Source organism: Paracoccus haematequi (assembly GCF_900631945.1).
In the GTDB taxonomy this organism is placed as follows: Bacteria; Pseudomonadota; Alphaproteobacteria; order Rhodobacterales; family Rhodobacteraceae; genus Paracoccus; species Paracoccus haematequi_A.
In genome coordinates this window covers 168638-182525 of record NZ_UZWE01000024.1, presented here as the reverse complement: position 1 = coordinate 182525, position 13888 = coordinate 168638, and the positions used below count along the sequence as shown (strand labels likewise).

Here is a 13888-nt window from a genome sequence, read left to right as displayed (position 1 = left end):
CATCATTCGGCGCCCGTGGCCAGCGGATCGGACGCCACCGCCGCCTCGACCGGCGAGGCGGGCCGCTGCGGTCCGATCAGGCCCCGGTCGCCGGGCGCGATCACCGCGCCGCTGTCCACCACCATCTCGGCCGGATGGGACCGCAGCACCCGCAGGAATTCCAGCCGCCCGTAATCGGCCGCCAGCCGCAGCCGTATCCGCCCGTCGCTGCCCTGGACCACCTGCCCCGCCAGCAGCCCCGGCGGAAACACCCCGCCGTCGCCCGAGGTGACGACCCGGTCGCCGGGCCGCACATTGTCGGGCATCTCGATGAAATCCAGGAACGGCAGCGACGTGTTGTCGCCCGTCAGCAGCGCCCGTTCACCGGACGGCTGGGCGGTCACCGGGATGCGCGACGACGGATCGGTCAGCAGCACCACCCGGCTGGTCCGCTGGCCCACCCCCGAGATGCGGCCGACAAGGCCCAGCCCGTCCATCGTCGCCCAGCCTTCGACGATGCCGTCCTGCGCGCCCACGTTCAGCAGCACCGACTGGCGGAAGGCCGACCCGCTGTCGGCCATTACCATGCCGGTGACGCTGGTCAGCGCCGGGTCGATGCGGACGTTGTTCAGCGCCATCAGCTTGGAGTTTTCCTGTTCCAGCTGGACGGCGGCTTCCTTCCAGGCCTGCATCTGCTGCAATTCCCGGCGCAGTTCCTGGTTCTGCTCGTAGATCCGGGCATAGGACTGGAACCCGCCGATCATCTGGCTGGCCCGCGTGACCGGCGCCAGCGCCCATTCGAAGCGGGGCACCACGCGGTCGATGATGGCGATGCGCATCGCCTCGGCGCGCGGGCTGTCGATGCGCCAGAACAGGAACAGCGCCACCAGCACAAGCGCCATCAGCGCGATCAGCACGCGCCGCACGGGTGTGGTGAAATCTGGTCCCTTGCGTGCCATTCACGCAGCCCCCTTCCGGGCCGCCTCTCAGCTGTCGTAGTCGATGACGTGGCGAAGCTGCTTTTCGTATTCAAGCGCCTTGCCGGTGCCAAGCGCCACGCAGTTCATCGGCTGGTCGGCCAGCGTGATCGACAGGCCCGTCTGCTCGCGCAGCGCCAGATCCAGGTCGCCCAGCATCGCCCCCCCGCCCGTCAGGATCACGCCGCGGTCCACGATGTCGGCGGCCAGATCCGGCGGCGTCGCCTCCAGCGCGACCATCACCGCCTCGCAGATGGCCTGCATGGGCTCGGCCAGCGCCTCGGCCACCATGGCCTGGCTGATCTCGATCTCCTTGGGGATGCCGTTCAGCAGGTCGCGGCCCCGCACCATGATCGTGGCGCCGCGCCCGTCGTCGGGCATCCGCGCCGTGCCGATGCTGGTCTTGACCCGCTCGGCCGTGGATTCGCCGATCAGCATGTTCTGGTTGCGGCGCAGATAGTTGATGATCGCCTCGTCCATGCGGTCGCCGCCAATGCGGACCGAACGCGCGTAAACCACGTCGCCCAGCGACAGCACGGCAACCTCGGTCGTGCCGCCGCCGATGTCCACGACCATGGAGCCGGTCGGCTCGGTGATGGGCATCCCCGCGCCGATGGCCGCCGCGATCGGTTCCGCGATCAGCCCGGCCTTGCGGGCGCCCGCCGACAGCACCGACTGGCGGATGGCGCGCTTTTCGACCGGGGTCGCGCCGTGCGGCACGCAGACGATCACCTTCGGCTTGGAAAAGCCGCTGCGCTTGAACACCTTCTTGATGAAGTGCTTGATCATCTGTTCGGCGCTGTCGAAATCGGCGATGACGCCCTCGCGCATGGGCCGGATCGCCTCGATGCTGCCGGGGGTGCGGCCCAGCATCAGCTTCGCGTCCTCGCCCACGGCCAGCACCTGCCGCTTGCCGTCCTTGACGTGATAGGCCACGACCGAGGGTTCGTTGAGGATGATCCCCTTGCCCTTCACATAGATCAGCGTGTTCGCCGTCCCGAGGTCGATTGCGATGTCGGTCGAAAACAAACCGCCGAATGCCATGCCCGTATCCCTTTCGCGCCGGTTTCACCGGCTGATGCCCGTTCTTGTCCGCCTATGGCGCAGCCACGGCGCGGAATCGACGCGCGAAGCTTCCCAGGTGGTGTCCCCATATAGAAGCCTCGGCTGCGGCGCGAAAGCCCCGTTGCCGTGATCGGCGGAACCGGGCACATGCCCTGGTTGCGGGGCGCAGATGCGGCGCAGGCATGAAAAAGGGCGCCCCCGACCGGCGAGGGCACCCTTCATAGATTGCCTGACCGTCAGCGCGCCTTGCGGCGACGGCGCAGAAGGGCCAGCGCGGCAACACCGGCGGGCAGCAGCGCGGCGCCGGCGGGCAGCGGGACCGGCGCGGGCTGGGGTTCGGCCACGGCATTGCCCGGAACGGCGATGTTGTAGTTCAGGCTGCCATGGGTGCCGTAAAGGCCCAAATACAGGACGCCGGCGAAATCGTCGCCCAGGTTCAGCGCATAGGTGAAATCACCGCCGCGGTTCGCGTGGTTCAGGGCGACCCTGCCGAACGTCGTGCCCTCCCAGGCGCTGTATTTCGGCGCATAGGTTTGATAGCGCAGTTCGCCCCCGGCCGAGAACGACCAGTCGGTCGCGCCGATGGGCGTCTTGGGCGAAAAGGTCAGCGTGATGGTCTGCGCACCCGCCTTCAGCGAGGTGAAGCCCAGGATGTCGTGATCGTTCTGGACGTCCCAGCTGCCCGAAATGTGATCGACGCCTGCGGCGACGATGGTGGGGTTTTTCCAGTCGTGCGAAAATTCGGCGGCTCCGGTACCCTCGGTCAGGGTGGCGGCGTTGGCAGCCCCGGCCGCCATCAGGGCGGTCGCGATGGCAAGACAGAAGGCGCGCATCTTATCCTCTTTACTGGCGCATTCAGCACCAAAACAATTAAAAGGCCCGGCAGATTCTCTGCCTGGCGAGGGATCTCTCATTATGTGACGTTTACGTCAACGAAATGGCGATGCCGCGCGGCTGTCTTTTTGTACAGGCTTAATGCGGAAAGCCCCGGCGCCGTGGCACCGGGGCTGGAAAGCATCCGCCGTGAACGGGCGTCAGTGCGAATACATGCTGATTTCCTTGCCGTCCCGGCCCGCCCGCGTACGGCGCACGATCAGGTGGTTCAGCGCGCCGACATAGGCCTTGACGCTGGCCAGGATCGTGTCGGTGTCGGCGGCCTGGCCGTTCACGATGCGGCCGTCCTCCTCCATCCGCACGCTGACGGTGGCCTGGGCGTCGGTGCCTTCGGTCACGGCATGGACCTGATACAGCTTCAGCGTCGCATTGTGCGGGAAGATCTGCTTCACGGCATTGAAGCAGGCATCGACCGGGCCGTCCCCGGTGGCATGGACGGTCTGTTCCTGCCCGTCCACGATCATCGTCAGATCCGCCGACTGCCCGTCGCTGCCGCAGACCACGCGCAGGTGCTTGACCTGAAGGAAATCGTCGCCGGTATTGGCCGAGGCGTCCTGGACAAGCGCCACGATATCCTCGTCATAGACCTCTTTCTTGCGGTCGGCCAAGGCCTTGAAGCGCACGAAGATGTCCTTCAACTGGTTGTCGCCGACCTCGTATCCCAGATCGGCCAGCTTGGCGCGCAGGGCGGCGCGGCCCGAATGCTTGCCCATGGCGATGTTGGTTTCATTCAGCCCGATGTCGGCGGGGCGCATGATCTCGAAGGTCTCGACATTCTTCAGCACGCCGTCCTGGTGGATCCCCGATTCGTGCAGGAAGGCGTTCTTGCCGACGATGGCCTTGTTGAACTGCACCGGGAAACCGCTGACCTGGGCCACGCGGCGGGAAATGCCGATGATCTTCGTGGTGTCGATGCCGGTGTCGAAGGGCATGATGTCATGGCGCACCTTGAGCGCCATCACGACCTCTTCCAAGGCCGTGTTGCCCGCGCGTTCGCCAAGCCCGTTGATGGTGCATTCGATCTGGCGGGCGCCTGCTTCCACGGCGGCCAGGGCGTTGGCGGTCGCCATGCCCAGGTCGTTGTGGCAATGGGTGGCGAAGACCACGTTTTCCGACCCCGGCACGCGTTCCAGCAGCATGCGGATCAGGTCGGCCGATTCGCGCGGGGCGGTATAGCCCACGGTATCGGGGATGTTGATGGTGGTGGCGCCCGCCTTGATGGCGATTTCCACCACGCGGCACAGATAGTCATGTTCGGTCCGCGTGGCGTCCATGGGCGACCATTGTACGTTGTCGCAGAGGTTGCGGGCGTGCGTCACGGTCTGCTCGATCCGTTCGGCCATCTGGTCCATGTCCAGGTTCGGGATCGCCCGGTGCAGGGGCGAGGTGCCGATGAAGGTGTGGATGCGCGGGCGTTTCGCGTGGCGCACGGCCTCCCAGCAACGGTCGATGTCGGGCAGCTGCGCGCGGGCCAGGCCGCAGATCACGGCGTTCTTCGCCTGTTTGGCGATCTCTGACACGGCGGCGAAATCGCCTTCCGAGGCGATGGGGAAGCCCGCCTCGATGATGTCCACGCCCATCTCGTCCAGCATGGACGCGATTTCCAGCTTTTCCTCGTGGGACATGGTGGCGCCGGGCGACTGCTCGCCGTCGCGAAGGGTGGTGTCGAAGATGACGACGCGGTTCTTGTCGGTCATGGGATGCGCTTTCTTACGGGGTCTGTCGGGAATGACCGGGCACGTTCCTGGCTGAGCGGCGGCCCGGAGACCCGCTCAGCGCAGCGTAAGAAGCAGCAGACCGCGGAGGTTCACGACCAGACGCGCGCCGAAAGGCGCGGTCGAGGCGGCGGGAATGTCCAGCATCCGGGTCATGGCGGGGACTATGCCGCCCAAGATCGCGTTTGAAAAGACCAAAACCGGCGGAACCCGATCGTCAGGCCGGATCGGACCCGTATGGAACGGCAAGTTCATCCATCAGGCGCCGCAACCGCAGCCGGTCGGGACCGGGCAAGGCCTCGGCCCCGCGCGCGCAGGCCAGCCGCAATTGCGCGGCCGCCGCCTGACGCGCGGCCTGGGGGCCGGTGCGGGTCAGCGCGTCCAGGCCCTTGATCAGCCGGGTCAGGATGTCGATATGGCCCGCAGCCTCGCGCGCCATCATGTAGAAGGCGTCGTCCAGCATGTCCTCGTGGCGCAGGGGCGGCAGACGCAGGCGGGGATAGCGGGGTTCCTGCGTCTCGGCCTTGTGCCAGCCGTCGCCCCAGAAGGTCAGCAGCCGCACATGCCGCCCGATCACGTCGATTGCGGTGCCGGGATCGTTGACGGCGGCGGACAGGGCGCGCATTCCGACCTCGGTCAGGGCGATCACGCCGAAGCGCGGATCCTGGTCGAAGGACCGCGCGGCCGAAATGGTGAAGGCGCGACGCACCCGGTCGGCCAGATCGTCGGCGGCGGTTCCGCCGCGCGGCACGGCCAGCGTGCTGCCGTGATAGACGAAGGCGCCCGGCAGGACGCGGATGTCCAGCCCGATGCCGCGATCCTCGCACAGGTCGGACAGGGCGGCGGTGTCGATGAATTCGACATAGCCCACCTGGTCCGACAGGATGGCGGGGGCGTCGGGCGCGTCGTCGGGCAGCGGGCGGCCGCCCAGGAAAGGCAGGTCCAGCCGCGCCTGCATGGACCGGCGGGTCGCGTCCTCAAGCCGGTCGATGGTGTCGCCGACCCGGCCCAGCTTGGTCAGCTGGTGGATCCAGCGCAGCAGCGCCAGCACGATCAGGACGATGACCAGCACCGTGGTCACGAACAGCAGCGCCCGGCCCTGCGGGCCGTAGACGCTGACCCGCAGCGCGACCAGCCCGACGATGCTGAACAGGAACGACCCGATGAAGGTCGCCAGCACCGACTGGATGAAGTCGTCCTCGGTCAGCAGGCGGGTGGCGCGGGGCGTGGCGTTCGAGGTGGCCGAGCCATAGGCCGAGGTCAGCGCCGTGACAGAAAAGGTCGTGACCGCCAACATGCTGCTGGCGATGACGTTCAGCAGGCTGTCGATCGCCTCGGCGCTGATGTCGATGGGCAGGGGCCAGGGCAACCAGGCGGCCAGCGTCGCCGCCACCGCCGCCGCGACCCCCAGCACCGCATAGAGCGCGACGCGCACCCACAGCGTCCGGCGCAGCCGCGACAGGATCCAGCGCAGCCGGGACATGTCAGGGCGCCCACCGCACCTTGGTCAGGTCGTTGGCCTGCGTCGGCGCGTTTTCCCACAGCCCCTGGATCCGGGCATCCGCGACGCCGGTCTTGGCAAGCTGGAACAGGAAGGCGTTGACGTAATCTTTCGCGATCATCTCCTGCGCCTGCCGATACAGATCGCTGCGCTGCTGGGGCGTCACGGCGGCCTGCAAGCGGTCCATCAGCGCGACGAAATCCGGCCTGGCATAGTGGAAGTAATAGTCGGGGCGGGCATAGATATCGATGTCCAGCGGCTCGGTATGGCTGATGATCGTCAGGTCGAAATCGCCGCCCTTGAAGACGGTTTCCAGCCATTGCGCCCATTCCATGTTGGCGATCTGCGTCTGGATGCCCACGGCGGCAAGCTGGGCCTGCACGATTTCTCCGCCGCGACGGGCATAGGGGGTGGGCGGCAGGGCCAGGCGCAACGTGATCGGGCCGACCCCCGCCTCGGCCAGCAGGGCCTTCGACTTTTCGGGATCGTATTCCGACAACCCGGTCAGATCGACGTAATCGGGGTGGTGCGGCGCGAAATGGCTGCCGATGGGCGTGCCATAGCCGAACATCGCGCCGTCGATGATGTCCTGGCGGTTGATCGCATGGGCGATGGCCTGGCGGACCTTGATATTGTCCAGGGGCGCGCGGGCGTTGTTCATCGCCAGGATCGTCTCGCCCTCGGTGGTGCCGACGATCACCTGGAAGCGCGGATCGGCCTGCAACTGCGGCAAGGTCTCGGGCGCGGGAAGGTTCGGGAAGGCATCCACGTCGCCTGCCATCATCGCGGCAAACGCCGCCGAGGGGTCGCCGATGATGCGGAAGGTCGCGGTCTTCAGCGCGGGCTTTTCGCCCCAATAGCCGTCAAAGGCCGTCAGCACGATCCGGTCGCCCTGAACCCATCGGTCAAGCCGGAAGGGGCCGGTGCCGACAGGCCGGGTGGCAAGGTCGTCCGCGCTGGCCGGGTCCAGCATCACCGCATCGCCCCAGGCCATCTTGAAGGGAAAGTTGCCGTCCGGCACGGTCAGGGTGACGCGGACGGTCAGCGGATCCACGGCCTCGACCGTATCGATGCCCTGGAACAGCACCTTCTGGGCATTGGTCGAATCGGGCGCGCGGGCGCGGTCCAGCGTGAACACCACGTCGCTGGCATCGAAAGCCGCGCCGTCATGGAAGGTCACGCCGTCATGCAGGTGGAAGACATAGACACGGCCGTCTTCCTGAACGTCCCAGCGTTCGGCCAGGGCAGGCTCGATGGCGCCGTTCGGGCCGAAGCGGGTCAGACCTTCGAAGACATTGGCATAGACCACCTCGTCGGTGGCCGCCGCCGCGCCGCCGGTCGGGTCGAGGTTCGGCGGCTCCAGCACCATGCCCAGGGTGATGGCGTCCTGGGCGCTTGCGGGCAGGGCCAGCAGCATCAGCGCCGCCAGGGGTTTCAGGGCATGGATCATCGGCGTCCCCCGTCAGGCGCGTTCGGGCAGCAGCTGCTGCGCGGCCCCCGCCAGCATCAGCCACAAGGATGTCACGACCAGCCCCCAGTTGGCCCAGCTGTCGGGATGGAAATCGACCCAGGCGGCACGGGCCGCGAAGACGCACCACAGGATCGAAACGGGCAGAGAGATCGCCCGCCACCGTTCGGTGCGCACCGGGTGGATGAACTTGATCGGCAGGAACATCGCCACGGTCAGCGCGACGACGATCGTCAGGATCACCGTCCAGTGCGGATCGGTGGCGAACAGCACCAGCACCACCATGTTCCAGCAGCCCGGAAAGCCGGAAAAGGAATTGTCCCTGGTCTTCATCCGCGTGTCGGCGAAATAGATCACGCTGCCATAGACGATGACGATGATCGCGAACCAGCCGGTCCAGCCCGACAGCAGCCCCGACTTGAACAGCGCGTAGGCCGGGATGAACACATAGGTCAGATAGTCGATGATCAGGTCCATCAGCACGCCGTCATAGGTCGGCGAGTTGATCTTGACATCGTATCGCCGCGCCAGCGGACCGTCGATGCCGTCGACGACCAGGGCCACGACCAGCCACAAGAACATCAGCGACCATTCGCCCTCGACCGCGGCCAGCATGGCCAGCATGGACAGGACGGCGCCGGTGGCGGTCAGAAGGTGGACGGAAAGCGCTTTGTGACGTGTCTTCATGGTCCGGTTCTGGCAGTTTGGCGGCGATCACGCAACCGTGCAGCGCCGATCAGCGCAGGATCGGCGGGCCTTTCGGGCGCCGCGGCGACTGGGGCGCCTCCGGCGGCGTCAGGTCGAAGCGCAGGATGCCTGCGGGCAACGCCGCGTCGGTAAAGCTGACATCGACGCCGCCGGGCTGTTCGGGCAGGAAGGCCAGCGCCTCGGCCAGGGCCTTGGCGATGGCGGGCTGATGGGCGGGATCGGCGCCCGCGACCAGCAGGACATGGCCGTCGCCCGTCCCGGCCAGCGCCGCGCCCGCGATCAGCCCGCGCATGTCGCCCAGCCGTTCGGCCAGGGGCTGAGCCAACGCCTCGACGGTGGCGGGGGCGGGCGGGGTCAGGCGCAGGCGGGCGTCCGTGGCCTCGGGCGCGGCGGACAGCGCGCCGGTCAGCCAGTCCAGCATGGCGGCGTCCAGCAGCATTTCCGACGGCTGGCCCGGATTGACCAGCAGCCCCGCGCCTTCGGATTTCAGCAGCCCCGCCAGCACCCGCCCCGGCATGGCGGCATAGGCCACCGGCCCGCCGAAGAAGCCCGCCAGCCGATCCTCGGCATCGCAGGCAAGGGCCACGGGGCCGCCGTCCAGCGGGAAGATGCGCAGTTCCACGGTATCGCCCTCGGGTTCCGCAGCCAGGGCCACGGCCAGTTCCGTATCGGCCAGCCGCGACAGCATCCGCGCGCGCTGCGGGGCGTCGGCGTCGTGGAAGGGAACCGGGGCAAGGTCGTCAAGCGCGGTCATGGCATGGCCTTCGGATCGGGGACGGCCCTGCCCTAATCGCGGCGGGCGCGCCCGGCAAGGCCCCGCTGACGCAAGCGTGATTCCCCGATGCGCGCCCGCCGCCCATATATCGCTGATGAACCGACGCACCCTTCTGCTGGCCGCCGGCCTGTCGCCGCTGCTTGCCGCCCCCGTCCGGGCGCAGGCCGACCTGAACCCGATCCTCGACGACGCCCGGCGGCTGGAGAACCTGCGCGCCGTCGCCGTCTGGTCCGCCGGCCGGGAGATCGCCGCGCGCGGCTATCACGGCTTCACGCCCGACAGCCCCACGAACATCAAGTCTGCCTCGAAATCGATCATCTCGGCCCTGGCAGGCATCGCCATCGACCGGGGCGATCTGGACGGCCCCGACCAGCCCATCGCGCCGATCCTGCGCGACCAGTTGCCCGACGACCCCGACCCCCGCCTTGCCACGGTCACGCTGGGCCATCTTCTGTCGATGCAGGCCGGGCTAGAGCGGCAGTCGGGCGCGAATTACGGGGCCTGGGTCAGCAGCCGCAACTGGGTGCGCGCCGCCCTGGCCGCGCCCTTCACCCAGGATCCGGGCGGGCGGATGCAGTATTCGACCGCCTCGACGCATCTGGTCTCGGCCGTCCTGACGCGGGTGACGGGGCGGTCCACGCTGGATCTGGCGCGCGACTGGCTGGGCGAGGTGCCCGGCTTCGCCATCACGGGGTGGGAACGCGATCCCCAGGGCATCTATCTGGGCGGCAACCAGATGGCGATGTCCACGCGGTCCCTGCTGGCCTTCGGCGCGGTCTATGCCGATGGGGGCCGCGCGGGCGGACGGCAGGTGGTCCCCGCCGACTGGATCGCGGAAAGCTGGCGGTCGCGCACCGCGTCGATCTTCAGCGGGCAGGGCTATGGCTATGGCTGGTTCATCGGCCAGGCCAGCGGGCGTCCGGTGCGATACGGCTGGGGCTATGGCGGGCAGATGATCTATGTCTTTCCCGCGACCGGGCGGCAGCCTGCGGTGGCCATCGCCATGACCTCGGATCCCGACCAGCCCTCGGCGCGGACGGGATACCGCAACGACCTGCACATGCTGGCGGACCGGATCGTGCAGACCCTGTAGCGGCCGGGCACATGCAGGCACGCGCCCTGCGTCAGTCGATGATGTCCGCCGCCTGGAAGTTGCCCAGGTTGCCCAGCAGCTGCCCGATCAGCGAGATCTCGGTCACGCTGCCTTCGGTCACGCGGCGCGACAGGGTGACGATGCGGCCGCGCTCCAGCCCGAAACGTTCGACATTCGTCACCACGCCGCTGGGCGCGAATGAGACGGCCACGACCTCTCGGCTGACCTCGCGCGGTTCCATCGGGCCGTAATGGCGCCAGCGCGATCCGACATAGTACCAACCCGATCCCGTCAGCAGGCCCTGGGCCGAGGGACGGCCGATCAGGCCCTGAAGCTCGTCCACGGTGGTCTGGCCGACGACGACCTGGGACAGATCCTCGGGCGCGGGGATGAAGCCGTGGTTGCGATAGACCGGCGCGCAGGCGGCAAGCCCCAGGACGGCCACGAAAGCCAGAACCAGTGCAGTCTTCATGGCTTTCATTCCGTGGTTTCCCTTGCTCGGACTGTTGACGCGGCCCGTCCGGCTTAGCAAACTCGGGCACCGCGCTCAAGAATGACAATCCCGCCGGGGATTTGCCGCCGACCGCCGGTGCCGATTCCCCGGACGACATGACAAAGGCCCCGCCATGACCGCCCCCGCCAACCAGCCCGACCGCCTGCGCGTCGCGCATCTGAACCCGCGCGCGCCCACCGCCTTTTCGCTGACGCCCGATGCCGACCGCTGCGCGGCCATCGCCGCCGAACTGGGCATCGGCGGCTTGTCGAAGCTGATCTTTACCGGAGAAATCCGCGCCGAGGCGGGCGAGGCCTGGGAACTGACCGGACGGCTGCGCGCCCGCGTCACCCAGCCCTGCGTTATCACCTTGAAGCCCGTCAAGACCGCCCTGGACGAGGAGGTCGAGCGGCATTATTCGCCCCACCTTGCCGCCCCCCAGGGCGACGAGGTGGAAATGCCCGACGACCGGCTGGAACCGCTGGGGCAGTTCATCGACCTGGCCGCCGTGATGATCGAGGAACTGGCCCTGGCCCTGCCGGAATACCCGCGCGCGGAAGGGGCCGAACTGGACACCGGACCCCAGGAGCCCGTCGCCGACACCCGCCGTCCCTTCGCGGGGCTGGACCGGCTGCTGCGCGGCGGAGAGGCGGACCAGGGCTGATTCCGGCCCGCCGACCGCCCCACCGTGGCCCTGGTGCCACAGCGGGCGTGGATTCCGACGCCGCCCCGCGCGTGACGCTGGCGGAAAGCCCGCGCGCCGGTGCAATTAGCCCTGCCTGCCCCGACGCAAGGGGTTGCGGGCGGGGCCGTCATGGCGTATCTGCGCGGTTCATTTTCGAATTCAAATCCCTGGGGATGCGCAAGACGCCAGCGCGTCGCACCCCCTCAAACCCGAGGTTGTGACATGGCTGTCCCTCAGAATCGCGTTACCCGGTCCCGCCGGAACATGCGCCGCGCCCACGATGCCCTGGTTGCGGGCAACCCGAACGAATGTTCGAACTGCGGCGAGCTGAAGCGCCCGCACCACGTCTGCCCGTCCTGCGGCCACTACGCCGACCGCGAAGTGATCGCGCAGGCGAATGAGATCGACCTGGACGACGACGCGGCCTGATCGGGCTTGGCAACCGCGCCAGATGACCGACCGTGACGTGACCCAGACCGCAACGCCCGCCCCCGACCACGGGGGCGGCGTGGTGATATCGGTCGATGCCATGGGCGGCGATCGCGGCCCCGTGGCTGTCGTCGCGGGCATGGCCGAAAGCGCGGCCAAGAACCCGGAAATCCGGTTCATCGTGCATGGCGACGAGGCAGAGCTTCGCCGCCTTGTCGGGCGCCGCAAGGCGCTTTCCGGTCGTTGCGACATCCGTCACGCGGCAGGCGTCGTCACCATGGACGACAAGCCCAGCCAGATCGTGCGCAAGGGCGACGGCACCTCGATGTGGTCGGCCATCGAATCGGTCAGGACCGGAGAGGCCGGGGCCGCCGTCAGCTGCGGCAATACCGGCGCGCTGATGGCCCTGTCGATGCTGCGCCTGCGCAAGCTGCCGGGCGTGAACCGCCCCGCCATCGCCTGCCTGTGGCCGTCGCTGAACCCGCAGGGCTTCAACATCATGCTGGACGTGGGCGCCGATATCCGCGCCGACGCCCATGACCTGCTGCAATATGCGCTGATGGGCGCGTCCTATGCCCGCAACGGCCTGGACGTCGAACGCCCCCGCGTCGGCCTGCTGAATGTCGGGACCGAGGAGCACAAGGGCCGGGCCGAACTGAAGCAGGCCCAGGACATGATCCTGGCAGCCGCCGATGCGGGCAAGTTCGATTACGTGGGCTTCGTGGAAGGGGGCGACCTGCCCTCGAACCGCGTGGATGTGATCGTCACGGACGGCTTCACCGGCAACATCGCCTTGAAGACCGGCGAAGGCACGGCCAAGCTGGTCGGCACCCTTCTCAAGGACGCCTTCGCGAATTCGATCATGTCCAAGTTTGCCGCCGTGCTGGCGATGACCTCTTTGAAACGCCTGCAAAAGCGCATCGACCCGCGCCGTGTCAACGGCGGGATCTTCCTGGGCCTGAACGGCACCGTCATCAAGTCGCACGGTTCCGCCGACGCGACCGGCGTGTCCGCCGCGATCAAGCTGGCCTTCCAACTGGCCAAATCCGGCTTCCAGGACCGCCTGGCCGCCCGCGTGGCCCAGGGCGCCGCCTCGGTCGCATCCGGCCCTCAAAGCGAGGCCGCGTCGTGACCCTGCGATCCGTGATCCGGGGAACCGGCCATTACCTGCCCGAACGCATTGTCGAGAACGCCTGGTTCGAGGACAAGCTGGACACCACCGACGAATGGATCCGCTCGCGCACCGGGATCGAGCGGCGGCATTTCGCGGCCGAAGGCCAGGCGACCAGCGACATGGGCCTGCGCGCCGCCCGCGCGGCCCTGGACAAGGCCGGCCTGCGTCCCGACGACATCGACGGGATCGTCCTGGCGACCTCGACCCCCGACTATACCTTTCCGGCGTCCGCCACGATGATCCAGCACGGGCTGGGGATGACGCATGGCTTCGCCTATGACGTGCAGGCGGTCTGCGCGGGCTTCGTCTTCGCGCTGGCCAATGCCGACGCGATGATTCGCGGCGGGATGGCGAAACGCGTCCTGGTCGTCGGCGCCGAGACGTTCTCGCGCATCATGGACTGGTCCGACCGCGGCACCTGCGTGCTGTTCGGCGACGGTGCCGGTGCGGTGGTGCTGGAAGCGCAGGAGAGTGCCGGCACCAGCGACGACCGGGGGATCCTGGCCAGCGACCTGAACAGCGACGGCCAGTACCGCGACCTGCTGTATGTCGACGGCGGCGTGTCCACCACCGGCACGGCGGGGCATCTGCGGATGCAGGGCAACCTGGTCTTCCGCCATGCCGTCGAAAAGCTGGCGAAAACCGCCCATGTCGCCCTGGACAAGGCCGGGCTGACGCCCGCCGACGTGGACTGGCTGGTGCCGCACCAGGCCAATGCGCGGATCATCACCGCCACGGCGCAAAAGATGGGCCTGCCGATGGACAAGGTGGTGCTGACGGTCGCCGACCACGGCAACACCTCGGCCGCGTCGATTCCGCTGGCGCTGTCGGTGGCCGATGCCCAGGGCCGCTTTGCCCAAGGCGACCTGATCGTGACCGAGGCGATCGGCGGCGGGCTCAGCTGGGGATCGGTCGTCCTGCGCTGGTAAGCG

General features: G+C 68.1%; 14 protein-coding genes. 5 read left to right on the top strand and 9 right to left on the bottom strand.

What is annotated here, in order from left to right; all coding sequences use genetic code 11:
* Positions 1–2: 2 nt before the first annotated feature.
* From mreC to PARHAE_RS06035, 8 genes are all read right to left on the bottom strand, one after another.
* Positions 3–938: a rod shape-determining protein MreC gene (gene mreC / locus PARHAE_RS06070; protein ID WP_126153707.1), complete on the bottom strand. Its 936-nt coding sequence runs from the start codon at positions 936–938 to the stop codon at positions 3–5.
* A 27-nt stretch (positions 939–965) separates the two neighbouring features.
* On the bottom strand, positions 966–2000 hold the full coding sequence (locus PARHAE_RS06065) for a rod shape-determining protein (RefSeq protein WP_126153706.1): 1035 nt from the start codon (positions 1998–2000) through the stop codon (positions 966–968).
* Positions 2001–2257: 257 nt separating this feature from the next.
* Positions 2258–2854 (bottom strand): hypothetical protein, encoded by a 597-nt coding sequence (locus tag PARHAE_RS06060; RefSeq protein WP_126153705.1) that lies wholly within the window; start codon positions 2852–2854, stop codon positions 2258–2260.
* Positions 2855–3055: 201 nt separating this feature from the next.
* A complete protein-coding gene (locus tag PARHAE_RS06055; protein WP_126153704.1) occupies positions 3056–4612 on the bottom strand; it encodes a 2-isopropylmalate synthase in 1557 nt (518 codons plus the stop codon).
* Positions 4613–4847: 235 nt separating this feature from the next.
* Positions 4848–6113: a DUF2254 domain-containing protein gene (locus PARHAE_RS06050; RefSeq protein ID WP_126153703.1), complete on the bottom strand. Its 1266-nt coding sequence runs from the start codon at positions 6111–6113 to the stop codon at positions 4848–4850.
* Between the two features lies 1 nt (position 6114).
* The gene (locus PARHAE_RS06045) at positions 6115–7581 is read right to left on the bottom strand and encodes an ABC transporter substrate-binding protein (RefSeq protein WP_126153702.1); all 1467 of its coding nucleotides are present in this window, start codon (positions 7579–7581) and stop codon (positions 6115–6117) included.
* Positions 7582–7593: 12 nt separating this feature from the next.
* Positions 7594–8286: a CDP-alcohol phosphatidyltransferase family protein gene (locus PARHAE_RS06040; protein ID WP_126153701.1), complete on the bottom strand. Its 693-nt coding sequence runs from the start codon at positions 8284–8286 to the stop codon at positions 7594–7596.
* Positions 8287–8335: 49 nt separating this feature from the next.
* Positions 8336–9061, bottom strand: coding sequence for an SseB family protein (locus tag PARHAE_RS06035; protein WP_126153700.1), 726 nt, complete (start codon positions 9059–9061; stop codon positions 8336–8338).
* Positions 9062–9176: 115 nt separating this feature from the next.
* Between PARHAE_RS06035 and PARHAE_RS06030 the strand changes: the two genes are divergently transcribed.
* Positions 9177–10175 carry a serine hydrolase domain-containing protein gene (locus tag PARHAE_RS06030; protein ID WP_126153699.1) on the top strand — a complete coding sequence of 333 codons (999 nt, stop codon included), beginning with the start codon at positions 9177–9179 and terminating at the stop codon, positions 10173–10175.
* A 31-nt stretch (positions 10176–10206) separates the two neighbouring features.
* Here PARHAE_RS06030 and PARHAE_RS06025 read toward each other — a convergent pair whose 3' ends face one another.
* Entirely contained in the window at positions 10207–10647 is a 441-nt protein-coding gene (locus tag PARHAE_RS06025) for an outer membrane protein assembly factor BamE (protein WP_338142917.1), read from the bottom strand.
* Between the two features lie 154 nt (positions 10648–10801).
* Here PARHAE_RS06025 and PARHAE_RS06020 point away from each other — a divergent pair, with 154 nt between their 5' ends.
* The 4 genes from PARHAE_RS06020 (at position 10802) to PARHAE_RS06005 (ending at position 13885) form a co-directional block, all read left to right on the top strand.
* Positions 10802–11332 (top strand): YceD family protein, encoded by a 531-nt coding sequence (locus PARHAE_RS06020; protein WP_206436877.1) that lies wholly within the window; start codon positions 10802–10804, stop codon positions 11330–11332.
* 243 nt (positions 11333–11575) lie between these two features.
* Positions 11576–11782, top strand: a complete 207-nt coding sequence (gene rpmF, locus PARHAE_RS06015) for a 50S ribosomal protein L32 (RefSeq protein WP_126153697.1) — start codon at positions 11576–11578, stop codon at positions 11780–11782.
* Positions 11783–11804: 22 nt separating this feature from the next.
* Positions 11805–12914, top strand: coding sequence for a phosphate acyltransferase PlsX (gene plsX / locus PARHAE_RS06010; RefSeq protein ID WP_126153696.1), 1110 nt, complete (start codon positions 11805–11807; stop codon positions 12912–12914).
* The gene (locus PARHAE_RS06005; RefSeq protein ID WP_126153695.1) at positions 12911–13885 is read left to right on the top strand and encodes a beta-ketoacyl-ACP synthase III; all 975 of its coding nucleotides are present in this window, start codon (positions 12911–12913) and stop codon (positions 13883–13885) included. The genes plsX and PARHAE_RS06005 overlap by 4 nt, the downstream gene beginning before the upstream one ends.
* Positions 13886–13888: the final 3 nt, after the last annotated feature.